We start from the raw sequence: 17,827 nt of genomic DNA on the forward strand, positions 1-17,827 counted from the left end.
CCTTGAGGGTGATGATTTTTTTTCCGTCACGCACCTCAAGCTTCTGCACTGAAGCTGACCTGAATTCCGCCTTGAAAAACTCGGCATGGGCGCGAAACGCGTCGGCCAGGCCCGTGCCGGTGCCGTCTAGGATGCCGGGGTAGTTCTCCACCCGGCTGGTGGTCAGTATCTGCCCGCCGGGGCGGCCCTTTTCCAGCACCAGGGTATCAAGACCGGCCCGCTTGCCGTAGATGGCGGCGGAAAGCCCGGCAGGGCCCGCGCCGATGATGATCAGTTCACGTTTTTCCATGCTCTCTTCCTGTATTCTCCGGCATACTCAAGGGCGTGCCAGACAAGTAAGTTCCCAATCCCTGCTTGAGCTTCGCGAGTTTTCAGGGAAGCCTGTGGCCGATATTTTTTTCTACAGATGCCAGCGTAATTACAGCAGGAAGGTAATAAACGGCATCACGAGGGTAAGCCCCAAAACCCAGAATAAAAGCTGCTTGAACGTACGGTCGTAGTCTTCCGCTTCTGACAGGATGAGCGCGCCGCCGATATGAAAGGGACTTGCGCACATGACCACCAGGCAGCCCGAAAGCACACCCAGATAAATGCTGTTGGACAGGATAGTCGTGACCCCGACCATGGATTTGACGGCCACGGGAATGACTAGCCCAAGAACGGCGATGGATGATGATTCAAAGTTGGCCAGAATCGTACCCACTATGGTCACGCTAAACCGCACCAACGAGGGGTGCTGTATGCTCACAAGGTAGTCGCCTATCGTGTGCAGTACGCCCAATTTTTCCAGTAAGCCCACATAGATCAGCACGCCGGCGATCATGATGGAAATGCCCCAGGGCAGCTTGCTCAGGGCCGCTTTGGATTTGATGCGGAAGGCGATTTGCAGGATCATGCCGATGGTAAAAGCGGTCAGGCCGACATCATATTTGAAAAGCACCAGAACGATGAAGGCCAGCATGCCCAGGAACGAGCAGATTTGGTACGGCGTGAGAACAGTTTTTTCAGGAGCGCCTTCATTTTCGCTCAGCGTTGCGCTTATGGGACGACGCAGCAGTTCCAGACCGCCAAAGATGAAAAAGGCCGCCACGGCCACGGCCACGGCAATGACACCCTGAGAAAGGAAAAGATACAAAGCGTCAATGGGTATGCCAGCCTTGGCGGCCTGTTCGGCCACGAGGTTGCCCCAGGGATTAAAGGGCGTGAAGCCGCCTACGCATGAACCTTGAATAAGAATAACGCCCATAAGCGTCGGGCTGATGCGTTCGCGTTTGGCGATTTCCAGCGCCACGGGAACAGTGATGGCAAAGGCGGCGGCAGGCAGGGCGCCCACGGCGCAGATGAAGGCCGCCAGCACGTGGATGATCCAGGGGAGGAGGTAGACCCTGCCTTTGGCCAGCGCTACGGCCTTTTTAACGATAATTCCCGCAAAGCCGCTTTCCTGCACATGGTTCCACAAATACATGACCCCCAGAACCAGCAGCACCAGTTTGGCGGGAAAGGCGGAATACAGCGCGTTGAGCGGAAGGCCGGTGAACAGAATAAGGATGAAGCTGGCCGGGATCATGATCAGGCCAAGGTTGATGTGCTGCCACAGACTCAGTCCAAACACAAAGGCGAGCCAGACAAGCGCGCAAATCTGAAGAGTTGTCATAAACACTGCTCCTGATGGGATTGTAGTTTGTGATCATATTCATGATATTGGCTCGGGAAGCCGCTGCTTTGCTCACGGGGCTAGGCTGGTTCTCTGGCAATAGCCTCCAGCGCCTTGAGCACAATCTGTCTGCGCAGATTTTTTTCAGGAGCGGGCGTCAGTGCAGGATTGCCCACAGGGTGCGGAATGCCGATCCCTGGGACGATGCGCGACACGCCGATGGCCGAGGCTATGGAGGTTATGGTACAGATTTGCGCTGTGGGGATGCCACACCGTTCGATTTCTTTGGTGATCGTTGCACCGCAACGAGTTCCGGTTCCTCAGGTGGATGTAAGGATGACGCCTTGCACATTGTCGGCCAGCAGGGCCGAAGCAATAGCCGCACCGAAGTTCTTGCTGTTCTGGTATGATGTGCCGTTGCCGGTGGTTGTAAAGCAATACTCGGCCAGTTCGCCAATATGCCCCTCGCTCGCCAGATCGCGACAGACATCAAGAGGCACCAACCTGTTGGGGTCTTCGTTGACAAAAGCGTTATTGTAGCCACCGTGCACGGTCTGAAAGGCATCAGGAGACAGCGTCTGCAAGCCTTCCAGCTCAAGACGGAAAAACTTGCTGGCGCGGGAGGATTCCAAACCTTCAGGGTTCCCTTTATGCACCAGTCCGCCTTCCGTCACCAGCGCGATGCGCGCTTTGGACACATCCGCCACGGGGGCTGCTGGAGCCACCTCGTCAAAGACGGGCATGGGCAGTTCCGTGGGCACGTCCTTGCCATCAATAACGGCAAGCAGCATCTCCACTGCGCGCCGGGCTCCGGTCTCGGAACTCCAGATATTCTTGCGAAGGCCTGAGGGCAGGTAGCCGTCCACAGCGGCTGGCCCCAGCGGTTCGCCGGCAGCCAGTTTGCGCGCCAGAGCGCACATGGCGGCAATGGCCGGGCGCATGCCCGCCACGGAATTGCCCGTCTGCGCAATGAGTACCTTATGGCGGTACATTTCCGCACCGGGATTTTCTGCATACATTCCCGTAATAACAGGGATGTGCAGCTCTTCCGCCACTGCAGCGCAGATGGCTCCACAGGCGGGGCCATATCTGCCGGCATTGAATGCCGGGCCTGCCATGAACAGATCCGGCTTTTCGGCACGGATAAAGGTCAAGAGGGTTTCAATGGCCTTGTCCTGATTTTCGGCCATGTAGTTGTCGCCGCAGACCACAGTGGCCGATACGGTGGCAATATCCTTCAACTGCGCCGCAAAAGCCTGGGCCGGGCCGACAGGCTCATGCCTGATCAGCGGAGGAATATCCGCCTTGTCTTCTCCCCCGATCTGCCCAAAAAACTGATTGAGATAGTGGACGATCTTCATCATCGCACTCCATAGTGGTTGGAGTTTTATTTCCCATTTCGGTCTGTGAATGGCGTGTGCACAACCTCAGGGTGTTTTCAACAAAGCCGCGTTACTTTCTGGCAGGATGCTTTTCACCCCGCCACGGCTCAGAACGCGGTGGCCTGCAACCTGTAAGCCCCGAGTTGGTTGGTGGCCGTATACATTCTGCCCAACGCCGTTTTGAACGACTGGGACGCATCGGGAACATTGAGCAGGGAAGCCCCCCCCAAAAGGGTGGACACAGACGGCAAAGCGATAATCTGATCATTGTTGCCTGTGCTGATCACATGTTTGGCCAAGGGCGTCGTATCCACCAGTGAGGGCTGATCGCCTTCGGGCCCGGCAAGTTCATTGATGAGCATTACCGATGCAATGCCCTGGGCCGCGCACGCCTGGGTGCAGAACATGAGATCGGAATCAGCGTGGCCGCCGCCTTCCTGCGTCATGACTACGCCTTGGGCACCCAACTGCCGGGCCAGCTTGGCGGCAAATTCCGCCGTGCGCCTTTTTTCAAAAAGCGTGCTGTGTTCGTTGGCTATGATCACACCGGCAAACTCAAGGGTTTTCCCATGGTTGGCGCACAGCTCCAGCACCACAGGATTGTTCAGGTGCAAATAGGTGGGATTTTTTTGGCAGGCGATAATGTAGTTGGCGCTGACGATCGCGCCGTCCAGTACTTCATTGGGATGCAGCAAGGTGGGAAGCAGAGCGGTAACGTTTTCACCATACACAAAGGTGCTGCGTAAAGGGCCCTGCGATTGCAGATAATAGACATAAACGATTTTTTTCAGCGGCGTTTCAATGGGGGCGTCCATGCAAAAATGGCGGACCTTTTCCGGCTGCATACCCCGCGTGGTTTCACCAAGGTACAGGGCCGCCGTCACAAGGGCCTTGCGCGTGGCCTTGTCAAACTCCACATTTGAAACTTCACGTTCCGTGACGCAATTGAGGACGACATTATGGAGCGCGCTAAAAAGGGAATACTGCGCGCCGGGGCCAGACATATCAATGATGCCTTCCTGAATGCCCTGACGATTGCCGGTCTGCAGGACGCTGACGCCCTCAAGCACGTGGGTGCGTCCACTGCCTGCCAGGCTCATGGGTGAAAAAACGCCCGGATAAGGGCTTACGCCCGCGTCCTCCTTGATGCGGGGCTGCATTACGTCCATAACATTGATGATCCGTGCGGACTCACCAGGCCGGACAATGTTTATCTGCACTTCTGAAAAAAACTGATCATCATTGACCCGTCGGGCCATTTCCTCTCTGTCGATCGTAAGAACGGCACCCGACAATTCCGTCCGCGCTCCGAACCGAACCTCTCGAACCGGAAAGTCGCACAATTCAAGTTTCATGACCAACTCCTCAATAAAGGTCTATGTTAACGCCGCCGATACTCAGCCGTGCATAGGCCTGGGCCTGGACTGCACCATCTGCCCTCTCAATTCATGCATGCGCTGTCGGATTGCCTCTGCATCCACGAGGGAGAGAAAGGGCTCAATATGTCGGGCAAATGCCTCTTTTGAGAAAAACCCTCGTACTTCCGGCTCGGATACGTGGTGCACCTTCAGGCAAAACTGGCTGTCGGTCAGCGGACCGGACAACGACGGATCCCCGGTAGAGACGGTATCCCCTTGTATCTGGCTGCTTTCGGCGTCGGGGCAACCGAGGAGCACATGAAGATTTTCACTGCCGTATTGCTTAACCACCGTCACCAATTTCCATTGATCTTCCAGATCCATGGCTCCTGCCATCATTCAGACAAAGAACTGATTGATGGCAAAAACCACGGTATGCCCGCTCTCGGTCAGGGCAGCGGAAATGGCCTCGGACGGTACGCCGTCCATGGCTCCGATCACGATGATTTTCCGGGCTGTAGTTTCCATATGTCATCCTCCGGTTGCACTTGTGATATTTATAGCAATAGGAATGCCACAACAATTTCTCATGTTTTTCAGATAATTATGATTCATTCTTTACAATTTGTATTAAATTTGAGACAATATTTTTTAAGAATTTTTAAATAGTCAGAAATATAAGAATGTTATAATTTTTCAAAAATGGGACATTTTTTCTCATGAATAACACACTTACTCCCCACGCCCTGTTCTCCAGTCCACAGCTGTTGGACAACCTCGATGATGCGCTCTTCCTGCTCGACCCTCAGGGGGCCGCCATCCCCGGCAATACCGCCGGGCGAGCGGTGCTGGCCCACGCGGGCGGAGCTGTGCGCAAGCTGGCGGATTTTTTTTTCTTAGAACTTTCTCTTGGTGATATTTTTCTCAAAAAAGACGCCACTCCCATTCAACTCAGGAAGTTGAATGTCGGAGACCATGCCTATGTGGTGCGGGGTTTTTTCAACGGGGACGATCTGATTCTCATTCTGTCGGAAATCACAGATCTCAAGCGGATGGCGCAGGATCTGAGCCTACAATTGACCCAGGTGCTGCGGTTCAAGATAGCCATGCAGTTTCTGGCCGACGGCATCGTCCTCACGGATGTCTTTGAGCGCATAGTGTTCATGAACAAAGCCATGTGCGAACTGCTCGCGGCCAGAAATGCCGGTGCCGATCTGGACAACCTGGCAAAACTGGAAAACCTGTTCGGGCACTTGCCCACCACGGAAGCACCCGTATGGGTCTCCGATGAGCATGAGGAAGGAACGGCAAAACCGGCTGACGGCATGCGCCTTGTAATTGAAAAACGCGCTCTGTTTTTGTCTGACAATAAACTTCACGGTTTTATGCTGCGCTTCTCACGCGAGACCGAATCCGCCCAACACGCCGACGTTGCAGACCACGGCATGAAAAAGGACGCCAGCGTCGGATCCGCAACATGGTTGCCAAGGACGAGCAAGCCCGAGACTGTGCGGCCCCAGCCTTCAAACCGGAAACAACTGGGAAGGGCCGCGTTACGAGACTTCGTTGGGCAAAGCAAGGCGGTGCTGCAAATCAAGGAGATCATCAAAAAGGTGGCCTCGTCATCATCCACGGTACTGCTGCAGAGCGAAAGCGGCACAGGAAAAGAGCTGCTGGCCCGCTCTCTTCACGAACTCAGCGACCGTGCCAATGGGCCCTTCATCAAACTCAATTGCGCCAGTTTGCCCGAATCCTTGCTGGAGGCCGAGGTGTTCGGCTATGACTCCGGCGCGTTCACCGGGGCCAAAAAAAGCGGAAATCCCGGGCTGTTCGAACAGGCCCATACCGGCACTATTTTTCTTGATGAACTCGGCGAGATGTCGCTGCCCCTCCAGGCCAAGTTGCTGCGGATCATCCAGGAACGCGAAGTTCAGCGCATAGGCGGGCAGGCATTAAAAAGGCTGGATGTGCGCGTGGTCTGCGCCACGAACCGCAATCTTCTGTACCTGGTGAAAGAGGGGCAATTTCGCAGTGACCTGCTGTTCAGGCTCAATGTGGTCTCCATCACCATTCCACCGCTCAGAGATCGGAAAAGTGATATCAAGTCACTCATTATTCATTTTTTACGTGAATGTTCCCAAACATTTAAGAAAAATGTCAGTGGTGTTTCCAAGGATGTGTACTATCACTTTATGAATTATGATTGGCCGGGCAATGTACGAGAACTTGGAAACATCATTGAATACGCTTTTAACATCATAGATGGCGGCACCATTGAATGCAAACATCTTCCCCAATATTTTTTAGAATCATCATCTGATATTCGTATTCATTCTGAAAAATTCAACAATATTATTTCAGAATACAGCCGTAAAGTCGTCATGAGCACGCTTGAGCGATATAATGGAAACAAAATTGCGGCTTGTGGCGCATTGGGAATATCGCGGTCAAAACTGTACAGAATCATTTCAGGGTAAAATCTGGAAGGCAGTAGTGAAAAACGCTCCTGGCATGTCCACTGACTGTGACCCTCCCCCCGAGAAGTATGTCATTGAAAAGTTGGTGTTCCTGACATAGGAGCACAAGAATGAAACGTAGCAGATTCACCGAAGAACAAATTATTGCGATTTTGCGGCAAGCCGAGGCTGGAGTTCGCGTTGTCGATCTGTGCCGTCAGAATGGTATTTCGGATGCGGCCTTTTACAAATGGCGCAGTAAATTCGGTGGGATGAACATCTCTGACGCCAAGCGGTTACGCCAGTTGGAGGAAGAGAACGCCCGGCTGAAAAAACTTGTAGGCGAACAAGCGCTTGATATTGTCGTCCTGAAGGACGTGATCTCAAAAAACTTTTGAAGCCCGCAGCTAATAGGGCAGCCGTGCAGCACATTCAGACTGCGCATGGCTACTCAGAGCGGCGGGCTTGCCGAGTGATTCAGTTTAACCGCTGTTCATCCAGGCGATCACTATCTGAAGACCGTGATCTTCTTTTACGGACGCGGATGCTGGAACTGGCGGAAGATTCGGCGGCGTTTCGGTTCTCCGCGCCTACATGAGTTGTTGCGCCGGGACGGGTTGGTGCAGAACCACAAGCGGACAGAAAGGATTTACCAGGAAGAAAACCTTTCGTTGCGTACTCGCAAACGCGTGAAGCGTCCAAGCCATGCCCGTATTGTCCAGGCTGGCCCTGATGGCCCAGATGAACAATGGGCGATGGATTTTGTAAGCGACTCCCTTATGGGAGGGCGACGCATCCGGATTTTGACAATTGCTGATCTGTGGGATCGTTCAAGCCCGGTGCTCGAAGTGGATATGTCGTTGCCTGGAGCTCGAGTTGTGCGCGTCCTTGAAAAACTACGCCTCCAAGGAAGGTTACCGCAACGTATCAAAGTTGATAACGGTCCAGAATTTAGCGGTAAGGCCTTGGACGCTTGGGCTTTTGAGCATGGAGTACAGATAGAGTTCACTCGTTCGGGGAAGCCCACGGACAATGGGCACAGTGAAAGCTTTAACGGAAAATTTCGGGATGAGTGCTTAAATCAGAACGTGTTTCTGTCCCTGCACGATGCCCGCAGAACAGTCGAAGCCTGGCGGCAGGATTACAACCATCGGCGACCGCACAGCGCATTGGGCTGGCTAACACCGGAAGAATTTCGCGCAAAGAATATAACCTGCAACCCATTGGGAACCAATAACTTACGAGTGGTATACGCAGTGGGGTAAGGTCAATTGCGCGCTGCACTTTCGTGCAGCGTTAGAGCATTTACACTTTTTCAACGTTAAAATGCTCTACATAGCTGCGCACACTGCAAAGCTGTATAAATACGCTTCCCTGCGACTCGATATCAATGGGCCATGCAGATTTATTTCCAAAAAAATAAAGCCGTTCCTGAGGGGAGCGGCTTTATCTTCTGCAAATGAGTTTGATTTCTACATTTTGCATATTGTGATCTTCAGGCCGTCATGACCAGCCCTTGGCTCTGTGTTCCCTGATCCGCCATGCTGCGGTATACCGCGTTGGCGATGCTGTTAAGAATGCGCTGGGAGCTTATATTGCCAGTTGCATTCAATATGCTGGAGGCACTGTTTTCGCTGTCGAGTTCTACAGACTGATTTTCGGTGTTTTGCCCTGAAGCAAACTTGGCTTTTTGCTTTTCAAGGCTTGCACTCAATTCTTCCATTGAGACAATGCCGTCCTGATCGGTATCCATCGAGTCAAAAACGGATTGACTCAGACCGGATTCGCCGACACTTATCCCGCCGCTTTGATCGGTGTCCAGATCTGTAAAGAGCTTAGATGCAAGGTCGCCCTTTTTGCCCGCACCATCTGGGGGCGGAGGCAAGGGCTCGCCGTTCATGATGGCAGAAAGCAGGCTTTGCGCCTGTGATTGCTCGGACCCGCCAGTGGAAGTAGAAGTAGTTGAAGTGGAAGCAGCGGAAGTGCTACCGCTCTCCATCTTCATGCTGGTAAAGAAAGCCTGGCGCTGCAACTCCAGCCCTGCTTGCAGTTCCGTCAAGCTAACCGTGCCATCCTGATCTGTATCCAAAGCATCAAACTGGCTCTGGCTCAGACCGGACTCCTTAATGCCTATGCCGCCACTTTCATCAGAATCCAAATCTTGAAACAACTTTGAGGCAAGATCATCACCATCGGTTTTTTGAGAATTTTCTGCGCGTGATCCGCCGAACATCTCCTCCCAATACGATGATGAGCTTTGCGAGCTAATGGAACTAATACTCATTTTATTTCCCCTTTTGGTGTGAGCATATTCCGCGTAGGAGCTAGTTCCATGGGACCCGCAATCAAAAACCCATTTCAGATGGTGAATCAGGTATGACAGGCAGCCCCGCTCCTGCGAGGAAAACATTTCCTACGGTGCGTAAGACGCAAAAAATATACCATTCCCTATTTGAGGAAAAATTTTCCCATTGGATGCTTCAACGTGTCCGCGCAGGCTTGGCAGCAGGCTGCACGGCTGCCAAAGGGCCTTGCGTAAAGCGTGCGCAATCCGCCTTTGAACTGTCTGCTGTGTCTAAGCGGCCTTTTTCGTGCAAGTTTCAGCGATGCTGTTCTTTGCATGCAGACCATGCAAAATTAGTTGGCGGTCAATATACGACTAGCGAATGTGCCGTGTTTCATTCACGTTTTGCAGATGCAGGAATTATTATGTCCATTCGGGCCGATGTTCCGGCGAAAGCGTGAACAGAAAAAAGTATCGCAGTGAGCGGTAGCCATGCAGCTGCAATACCACACGCGCAATATCCAGCGTATTGAGGACGGCTTGCGTCAACCGGCGTGCGGCTTGCGCTGCGCATGGCGCAGTGGTTGATGCGGACCCGGGAGAGTTTTTTGAAGCTCTTTTTGAAGAAGCCGCCAGTGCTGTGCGTGATGGGGCGTCATCTGCCCATAAAAGGGTGAGCGTGATGTACCAGCCGCTGGGATCTGTCGATGACATAAGAGCTTTTTGGGTCCATTGCTGGCTCAGGCACGGCTGGCAGTCGGCATGTCGCAGACCGCCATGGCAAAAAGCGCGGGCTATGACCTGCGCAATATCAATGCGGCAGAAAAAGGCAAGAAGAGCCTGGCGTGATGTCTGCCCTTGCCCTTGTGCGGCAACAGGAGTTGATCTTCGCGAATTTTTTGATCATCTGCACCGGTTGGCGGCCATGCCGCCAGAAGAATAACCTACGGGCGCAGGGGCTATGATCAATGGCGTGTTCATGTGTTAATTCCGCAGCATAGTAAACGTTGTGACCCCTCCTTCAGAAGACTCGAACGTACGCAGCATTAAAAACGTACAAGGTTGGGAAATATCCAGAAATCGCTATCTGTCCTTGGACGGAAAGCAGGCGAAGCGGCAGTCAATGTTCGCAGCCTCACTACAAACATTTTGGCGTTGGTAGGAGCCTGCAAAGCTCTTCAAAGTTCGGCAGAAGCAACCACCAGTGTTTCTTCTCTCAAGGGCAAAGCAGAAAACAAAGGAAATTAAAACGGGCAAAAGCTGCGGGCAAAAGCATTTTTGCCAACTCCCTGCCGCACCGCTACAAGGCTTTGCTTGTGGGTGATTCCTTTATGAAAGACATCACTCTGGCAATAATGCGTAACTATTACAGCAGCGTGCCAAACATCCAGTTTCTTTCTGTGCCAAAGCATTCTACGGGTCTTTGCGTAAGCACAAACTTGAACTGCCCCAAGAAGCTTGAAGAATTCATGCAAAAGCACAAGCCCGATGTTGTGTTGTTTTTTAAAGGTGCCAATAACCTGCAAAAATTTTTGACGAACAAAGAAGATATCCGTTCACATCTGCCGAGTGGAAGAAAAAATACGTTGAAATTGCAGAAAGCATGATTGATATTGTTTGCAAGGGCAATGCTGTTCCCATACGGATAGGCCTGCCAGTCATGTCTGAAGCATATGCCAAGTGGATTCCGCTTGTTTCTGAATTGCAGCACAAGGCCTGCGCCAACAGAAATATTGAGTATGTTGATACGGTGCCCACACTGGCAAACGGAAACGGACAGTACCAGGTATTTATGAAAACCCCACCGGGGAAATGGTGCGTAGCCACAAGGTGGATAGATACCATGTTGACCATGCGGGAAGTCTGATGATTATTCAGCAGGTTGTTCCCAGCATCAAAAAATGCGTTCTTGAAAAGGAAAAAGTTTATGGGCTTGCCCTTCCTGCCGGTTCGCCGCAGGCATCAGGCCAAAAAAGAACTGCCCACTGCGGCGGGTCTTGTTCTACTGCTTTGTTTCAGCCTCACACTGTTTGCCTGTAACGGTCAACGCTCAACGCCTGAACGCAAGCCTGAAGCATCCGCCGCCACCCAGCCATGCCTGCTTTTTGCGGGCGATTCCATCATGGAAGGCCTTGGCCCCGTAGTGGCGGGCATGCTGCCCCATACGGACAACCTTAAAATTGTGCAGGCCGGGGTTGCGTCCACCGGTTTGTGCCGTCCAGATTTTTACGACTGGCCCACGACCATGCGCACCTACATGACCACCCTGCACCCCAAACTGGTTGTGATCTGCATTGGCACCAACGACGACCAGTCAGTCTCTGATGTGGGCAAAAAGTACCACTTCATTTCTCCCGCGTGGGAGCAGGCCTATGCCCACAAGGTTGAAGAACTCATAGACATTATTGTTCAGAACGGCGGAACACCCATCTTTGTTTCGCCCCCCATCATAGGATCCAAGTACCTGCGGCCAAGGATTTTTGCCGTCAGGGAAGTCATCAAGCAGACCTGTGCGAACAGAAATGTTGTGTTCACAGATGTGTGGCAAACGCTGGCAGATCCCACCGGCAACTATCAACGGTTCATTGTTGACAGTAACAGAAAAAAAATAGCCCTGAGAACCAAGGATGGAACTCACGTGACTCAAGCTGGCAACACCCTGCTGGCTCGCGCCATTCTGCCCCAGATTGAACAGGGGCTTTCTCGCTAGTGCTTTAGAGGAGGCTTCATGACGTATGTTGCAAAACTTTTTATCCTCATATGCCTTTGTTTCTGCCTGCTAGCATATCCTGCGCACGCTGATGATTCTTCGCGCCAGAACAAGAACGAAACAAAAAAATCCGAAACCCAGTTTGTCGTGGGCCAAACATATACCGGAACCAGCGCGTGGTACGGTTTGCGAGCACACGGCAAACGCACCGCAAGTGGCCAAATCTTTGATAGCACGCAGCTTACAGCCGCGCATCGAACCCTGCCCTTCGGAACAATGGTAAAGATAACACATAAAAAGACAAAGAAGTCAGCGATCGTGCAGATCACAGACAGAGGGCCAAGTTCACCAAGCTACATCATTGATATCTCGCGTCAAGCCGCCATCGACATAGGCATGTTGCGTCAGGGCAGAGCAACCGTTACGCTGGAAATTGTTGCCCTGCCTGCTTCATACGCCTACAATTCGGCGCGCAAATAGCAAAGGTGGGGCCGCGCTGCCAGGGCCACACTTGGCAGCACGCCTGCGTAAGGCACGGCGCAACCATTGCGCCAGACATATAACCTTTCGTGAACCACATGAAATGACACGTCTGGCTGCTGCTTGTTCTGCTTTCTGTACCTCAGGCGGGGCACGGCGAAACGCTTGCCTCGTCAGCCGATCATATCGATGGGCTGCTTATGCTGCACAGCCCCTCTCAAAAACACACAGGGCCAATAAACATGGCCCTACGCCGTGCATCAAGATCGCCAGTAATTATCTCTGGCTAGCTTTTACTCTAGCCCCGCCAGCACAGATTCAGAAAGTTCACGACTCTTTGTGATGATGCCAGGGCGTTGAGATACTCTTCAGAGGTTTGATTGATCCATGGGGCATTACAGAAGCCCCGCGCCATTTGCTCCGGCAGAGTTGCACAGGCAAAGCGTGAGTATGAACAGAAGCAAAGCCTGTCGGCATCACACCATCTTAAAGCGATTCTGCGCCAAAGAGTTTGCCCTGACACTAAAAAACCCCAACGGTCGCCGGTCGGCAGCCGTTGGGGCTTTGCGTTTTTATGCGCGGGGCAGTCAGGCCAGTTTTTCAATACGCAAGGGAATGCCCTGACGCACGGCACTGCCCGTGTCGCTTTCCGTCAAGGCAGAAAAGCCCTTGCGGCTGGGGTCGTCCGGCACAAGATCATTGAGGTTGATACCTGCGGCGGCCCCTTTGAGCGCCACAATGCGCTCGCCGTCCACCACGATGTCTCCTGCACCCAGAGCCTTGTGCCCAAAGCCGTGCTCAACCCCCACAACGCCGCGCATGATGCCGTCCGACACGGTGGCCTGCGCTGTTTCCGCACCGCCGGGCGTGACCAGGCGCACCATGTCGCCATGGGCAATGCCCAGCGCTTGGGCGTCATCCTTGTTGACCATCACCATATTGACCGGTTTGATGGAGCGCAGACGCGGCGAAATGATGGCGTAGGAGTTTATGAGGTTGGACTTGAAAGACACCATGAGCAAGGGATATTCCTTGTCCGTCCAGCGTGAGCGCAAGGGCGTTCCGTCCGTGAACTCCGCATCGCGCAGTCGCGGGATACCGCTGTAGTGCCTGCCGGTCTGCGAATGCACGGCCGTGGCCGCTTCTTCATTATAAATGCACATGGCCCTCGTCCAGCGGCTCCTGGTCGTATCGCCTTCATAACTGTCGGCAGCAGGCTCGTAGCGCCCGCCACGGCTGTAAAGATAGGCCACAGGCCCCTGCTCTTCGGGCTCAAGCACCTTGATAATGTCGGCCATTATGCGGCCGATGCCCGAAAGCTTCACGTCCTGCTCCGTGGGTGAAGGCAGGACTTTGCCTTTGAAAAAAGCCATGTTCGCGGCAAGGCGCAGATAGTAATCCTGCGGCGTGTGCAGCGGGTGCAGTTCGCCGGAGGCATCAGGAATGGCCTTGTCGCCAAAGCCGGGCAAATTCATGCGCTTGGCGGCCTCAATCAAAAAAAGCTCCATGCACACGGGCTGCCCGGAGGCCGATTTTTGCTGGCGCGGCTCAATGGCAGGCCAGCGCGCCGTGGACATGCGGGTCAGCACGCCGCTCCATGCTTCGGCAAAACCGCCCCACACCTCGTACAGACAGGGATCCGGCACAAGATAGTCCGCATAGGCGTTGGTTTCGTTATGAAAGGCGTCAATGCCCACAATGAGCGGCAGATCCTTGGGATCTTTCAGCTTGGAGTCCAGCGCCCGCTTGAGCCCGCCATGGCCGTAAATCACATTGCCTGTCCAGTTGATCCAGCACTTGAAAGTAAAGGGATAGCCGTTGGCGTGGCCCAGCAGGTGCTCGGCGGGCAGATTGGGCGCAGTGAGCGGAAACCACGGCATTGCGGCGGGATACGGAGATTCCCCGGCCTCAACCTTCTGCTTGTAGGCAGTGGATTTTTCGTACGCCGCCTTGCAGCGGTTGGCCGGAAAGCCCTTGGGTTCCTTTTTGCCGGGAAAATCCGCCAGATTATAGCGCGGGCCGGGAAAAGCCGGGTTGTGGAAATTGCCGGGCGCGACGCACAGGCCCCCCTTGGCGTTGAGATTGCCAATGAGCGTATTGAGGGTCAGCACGGCAAAGGTGGCGTTCATGCCCGTGGCGGTCATCATGCCGCCGTGAGCGTCCGCCGCCGCTTTTTTGCCGTGGGCCGTGAACTCCCGCGCCAGATCAATCATGGTCTCGCTGGCAACGCCACACAGGGCCGCATATTCCTCCAGCGAGTGCGCCAGGGCTTCTTCCTTGAGCAACTGCAGGGTCGTGGCGGCCTGAACCCGCGCGCCGTCCGGCAGCGTCACTTCGCCGTTGAAAAACAGCGCCGCTTCCGCGCATTTGTCCGCAGGCAGCAACTCGCCAGAGGGCGAAAGCACAAGCGCTTCACCGGGCAGGGGCTTTCCGTCCGGCCCCTTGCTCTCGGCCTGCGGCGGCATGCGCAGTATCTTGCCCTGTTCAGGGCCGGAAAGGCACACAAGGTGCGTGGCGTTGGAAAAAGCGGCTTCCCCGGCATCCGTGGCGGCCTTGAGCGTGGGGCGGCAAAGAAAATGCGCGTCGTAACGCTCGTTTTCCAGTATCCAGCGGATCATGCCCAGAGCCAGAGCCACGTCCATATCGGGCCGCACAGGAATCCAGCGGGCCCTGTCGCGCACGGCATCGGTGGTGGAAAGCCGCAGTACCGGGTCCACCACGGCATAGCGCAGTTTGCCGTTGGTGCGGGCCTCAGCCACCATGCGGGCCGAATGCTTGAAGGGATTGCCCGCCTGCGCGGGCGCGGTGCCCCAGAACAGGGCAAACTCACAATTTTCAAAATCCGGTTTTGCGTGCGCGTTGGTAGCCATATCATTCAGCACAAGGCCGGAGCCCATGCGGAACGACAGCCCGCAGTACGCGCCGTGCTTGCCGAAATTGCGCGTACCATACGACTGCACGCCAAAACGCTGAAAGAAAAAGCGTTCGCGGCCATCATCCAGAGCATAGGTCAGCAGCAGCCGGTTGGAGTGCGGCCCGAATTCCGGGTTCTGGGGACTGGCCGGGCCGGGGGCTTCGCGGATGGCCCGCAGCCCGTCCACATGGCCTTCGCCAAAAAGGTCGCCGCCCTCAACCACTTCTTCAACAAGCTGCTCAAAGGCAATGGTTTTCCAGCGGCCCTCACCGCGCTTGCCCACCCGCTTGAGGCAGTGGGTAATGCGAAAAGGGCTTGCCGAAGCGTCAATCATGGCAGCGCCGCGCCCGCAAACGGTGGAGCGGCGCTCATGCCCTGTGGGTTCTTCCTCCCCCGCGCTTCTGGCGGAAAGCCCGACAAGCGCCTCGCGCACAGGCATGCTCATGGGCACGGCGTGTGAGGCGGAAAGGGGATTGTACGGGTTGCCCGCCACGCGAACGACCTTATCCTGCGCTTCGTCAATGTGCAGGCGCACGCCGCACATGGTGCAGCAGCCCCAGCAATGGTTGAAGGCAACGCGCCTGCCCTTGCCCAGTGCCACCGCACCGTCTTCGGCCACCGTAAATTCCGGCTGCAGGGCGTTTTTGTTGATGGGGTCGCGCACCGGCTCACCTGCGGTGCCGTTCACAATGCCATTAATAATTTTTTTGCCGGCGCCCGCTGTGGCGGCGGCCACCGCGCCCGCGCCAAGAATCACCGCGCCTGCGCCCAAAATTTTACGTTTTTTGGTATCCATCAGTATATCCGTCTAAATTTGTTTGGCCTTGGAGGAGGAAGGCAGCAGGAAAGGCAGAACCGTCGCCAGAACAACCATCAGACCAACGGTGCCGCCAAAAGCGGCCAGCGCGTCCAGCGTGAGGAGGTCGGCAAAGGCTTCGCGCGCGGGATACAGAGAGGCGTTGCGCCCGAATATTTCGCCCATGTGGATGATCTTCCACAGCAGCAGCATGGCGGAAAGCAGCGCAAACGATCCCCTGACCGCAAGGCGGCCCAGAGTGCCGCTGCCGAGCAGCAGAGTGCAGAGGGCCAGCAGGGCCGACAGAATCTCCGGCGCGTGCCACCACATGCCCACAAAGGCGGCATACCCTTGCGGAGCGCGCACCAGCAGGGTCAGCAAAGCGCACAGCATCTGCAATACCAGGCACAGGCCGCCAAGCGTCAGTAGCGGGGCCACGTGACTGACCCCCTGAGCGAAATCATCAAGACGCAGGCGCAGCCAGGTCAGCAGAACCAGACCGCTGGCAGCCGCAATCCCGGCGGCAATCAACTCCATCGACGACCAGTACCCGACCCAGAGAACCCGGCCCACGCAGGCCCGAACTTCGCCCGTGGCATAGGCCAGGGCCAAAATGCCCAGAGCTGCCGCAGCCAGGGCCACGGCCCGATTGGCGGTCTGCTCCTTGCCGCTCTGCCAGAGCACCGCCAGCACGCTCAAAAGACACAGGGGCAGAATATAGGCTCCCCAGGCTGTCCAGGAACTGAATGAAGGATGTGCGGCAAACTCCCACACGCGGAAGGGCTGCTCAAGCGGCACAAATACGCCCATAATCCCGCAGGCCAGAGCAATGCAGCTTGTCAGCGCCAGCACATGCACCATAAAGGGCTTTGCCCCACGCAGGGCGGCCAGCCCCGCGCCAAAAGCGCTCACGCCGCCCGCAAGGATCATGATCAGGGCCAGAGGTTCCCACGCGCCCCACTCCGGCCTGTTGACAAAGGGCACAAGGTCAAGAATGTCGTGCATGCTACGTCCTCTCCAGTGGTGTGATAGGCATTGGCTGCGGAATGGAATCCGAGCGGGTAAAGAACCTGTCCAACCCGAGATAAAACACATGAGGATCGGTAGATTTTTCGGGATACAAAACGGCAATCTTGCCCTTGTATGCGGCCAGCATTTTGCTGACAGCGCTTTTGGGATCGCGCAGATCGCCAAAAATTCGAGCGCCGCCAACACAGTTTTCCACACAGGCGGGCAGAAGCCCGGCGGCAGTCCGGTGCGCGCAAAAGGTGCACTTGTCTGCGGTGTGGGTTTCCCGGTTCAGAAAGCGGGCGTCGTACGGGCAGGCCTGCACGCAGAACCCACAGCCGATACAGGTTGTGGCGTCGATCAGGACGAGGCCGTCTGCCCGCTTGAACGTGGCTCCCACAGGGCACACGGGCACGCACGGGGGATTTTCGCAATGGTTGCACAGGCGGGGAATGACTGCCACCGAGGGCACTTTGTGCTCAGAGGGGACGCCGCCCATGGCGTATTCGCTCACAGTGGTGCGAAAGTTCCCCAGCGGCACGGCGTTTTCCGCCCCGCACGAGACCGTGCACGACTGACAGCCCACACAGCGCCTCAAATCAATCAGCATGGCGTATCGGGATTTACTCTCACCTGCCTCAGCCAACGCGCGGCCCGGAAGCAGCGAAGCTGCGCTGACGCAGCAGAGAGAAAGAAATGTTCGACGTTGCATCAAGTCTCCAATTTTTACAGCTAGATATGCTATTCCAGGTTGGAGCATTTACCTTATTTCAAAGGTCAAATGC

Annotated in this window: 15 protein-coding genes and 1 pseudogene; 7 read left to right on the forward strand and 9 right to left on the reverse strand. The window is 55.1% G+C overall.

The genetic code is table 11. The annotated features are described in order from the left end of the window. From RBR41_RS11390 to RBR41_RS11410, 5 genes are all read right to left on the reverse strand, one after another. Positions 1 to 289: NAD(P)/FAD-dependent oxidoreductase (locus tag RBR41_RS11390; RefSeq protein WP_320352723.1), on the reverse strand; the 289-nt coding region annotated here is incomplete at its 3' end. Between the two features lie 129 nt (positions 290 to 418). Further along, positions 419 to 1,654 (reverse strand): SLC13 family permease, encoded by a 1,236-nt coding sequence (locus RBR41_RS11395; RefSeq protein WP_320352724.1) that lies wholly within the window; start codon positions 1,652 to 1,654, stop codon positions 419 to 421. An 80-nt stretch (positions 1,655 to 1,734) separates the two neighbouring features. Continuing rightward, positions 1,735 to 3,018, reverse strand: a complete 1,284-nt coding sequence (locus tag RBR41_RS11400; RefSeq protein ID WP_320352725.1) for a glycine/betaine/sarcosine/D-proline family reductase selenoprotein B — start codon at positions 3,016 to 3,018, stop codon at positions 1,735 to 1,737. Between the two features lie 125 nt (positions 3,019 to 3,143). Then, the gene (locus tag RBR41_RS11405) at positions 3,144 to 4,391 is read right to left on the reverse strand and encodes a glycine/sarcosine/betaine reductase component B subunit (protein ID WP_320352726.1); all 1,248 of its coding nucleotides are present in this window, start codon (positions 4,389 to 4,391) and stop codon (positions 3,144 to 3,146) included. A 42-nt stretch (positions 4,392 to 4,433) separates the two neighbouring features. Further along, entirely contained in the window at positions 4,434 to 4,922 is a 489-nt protein-coding gene (locus tag RBR41_RS11410; RefSeq protein WP_320352727.1) for a glycine/sarcosine/betaine reductase complex selenoprotein A, read from the reverse strand. Between the two features lie 191 nt (positions 4,923 to 5,113). Between RBR41_RS11410 and RBR41_RS11415 the strand changes: the two genes are divergently transcribed. Together RBR41_RS11415 and RBR41_RS11420 are read left to right on the forward strand one after the other, a co-directional pair. Next, positions 5,114 to 6,871: a sigma 54-interacting transcriptional regulator gene (locus tag RBR41_RS11415; RefSeq protein ID WP_320352728.1), complete on the forward strand. Its 1,758-nt coding sequence runs from the start codon at positions 5,114 to 5,116 to the stop codon at positions 6,869 to 6,871. A gap of 110 nt (positions 6,872 to 6,981) precedes the next feature. After that, positions 6,982 to 8,115, forward strand: a pseudogene (locus RBR41_RS11420) (IS3 family transposase). A gap of 230 nt (positions 8,116 to 8,345) precedes the next feature. On the opposite strand, the gene RBR41_RS11425 reads toward RBR41_RS11420, so the two are convergent. After that, on the reverse strand, positions 8,346 to 9,134 hold the full coding sequence (locus RBR41_RS11425; RefSeq protein WP_320352729.1) for an EF-hand domain-containing protein: 789 nt from the start codon (positions 9,132 to 9,134) through the stop codon (positions 8,346 to 8,348). Between the two features lie 723 nt (positions 9,135 to 9,857). On the opposite strand from RBR41_RS11425, the gene RBR41_RS11430 reads away from it, so the two are divergent. From RBR41_RS11430 to RBR41_RS11450, 5 genes are all read left to right on the forward strand, one after another. After that, positions 9,858 to 9,983 (forward strand): helix-turn-helix domain-containing protein, encoded by a 126-nt coding sequence (locus tag RBR41_RS11430; protein ID WP_320352730.1) that lies wholly within the window; start codon positions 9,858 to 9,860, stop codon positions 9,981 to 9,983. Positions 9,984 to 10,465: 482 nt separating this feature from the next. Further along, a complete protein-coding gene (locus tag RBR41_RS11435; RefSeq protein ID WP_320352731.1) occupies positions 10,466 to 10,741 on the forward strand; it encodes a hypothetical protein in 276 nt (91 codons plus the stop codon). Next, positions 10,738 to 11,001, forward strand: a complete 264-nt coding sequence (locus RBR41_RS11440; RefSeq protein WP_320352732.1) for a hypothetical protein — start codon at positions 10,738 to 10,740, stop codon at positions 10,999 to 11,001. The genes RBR41_RS11435 and RBR41_RS11440 overlap by 4 nt, the downstream gene beginning before the upstream one ends. 60 nt (positions 11,002 to 11,061) lie before the next feature. Further along, positions 11,062 to 11,844, forward strand: a complete 783-nt coding sequence (locus RBR41_RS11445) for a DUF459 domain-containing protein (protein ID WP_320352733.1) — start codon at positions 11,062 to 11,064, stop codon at positions 11,842 to 11,844. Between the two features lie 18 nt (positions 11,845 to 11,862). After that, a complete protein-coding gene (locus RBR41_RS11450) occupies positions 11,863 to 12,324 on the forward strand; it encodes a septal ring lytic transglycosylase RlpA family protein (protein ID WP_320352734.1) in 462 nt (153 codons plus the stop codon). A 587-nt stretch (positions 12,325 to 12,911) separates the two neighbouring features. Here the strand turns inward: RBR41_RS11450 and RBR41_RS11455 are convergent. Genes RBR41_RS11455 through dsrO form a run of 3 tightly spaced genes read right to left on the reverse strand, consistent with a single transcriptional unit; the run spans position 12,912 to position 17,802 of the window. After that, positions 12,912 to 16,034 carry a molybdopterin dinucleotide binding domain-containing protein gene (locus tag RBR41_RS11455; RefSeq protein ID WP_320352735.1) on the reverse strand — a complete coding sequence of 1,041 codons (3,123 nt, stop codon included), beginning with the start codon at positions 16,032 to 16,034 and terminating at the stop codon, positions 12,912 to 12,914. 12 nt (positions 16,035 to 16,046) lie between these two features. After that, complete coding sequence (locus RBR41_RS11460) at positions 16,047 to 17,039, reverse strand: polysulfide reductase NrfD (RefSeq protein ID WP_320352736.1); 993 nt, start codon at positions 17,037 to 17,039, stop codon at positions 16,047 to 16,049. Between the two features lies 1 nt (position 17,040). After that, positions 17,041 to 17,802 (reverse strand): sulfate reduction electron transfer complex DsrMKJOP subunit DsrO, encoded by a 762-nt coding sequence (dsrO, locus tag RBR41_RS11465; protein ID WP_413785154.1) that lies wholly within the window; start codon positions 17,800 to 17,802, stop codon positions 17,041 to 17,043. Positions 17,803 to 17,827 lie beyond the last annotated feature (25 nt).

It is taken from the genome of Desulfovibrio sp., from assembly GCF_034006445.1.
In the GTDB taxonomy this organism is placed as follows: domain Bacteria; phylum Desulfobacterota; class Desulfovibrionia; order Desulfovibrionales; family Desulfovibrionaceae; genus Desulfovibrio.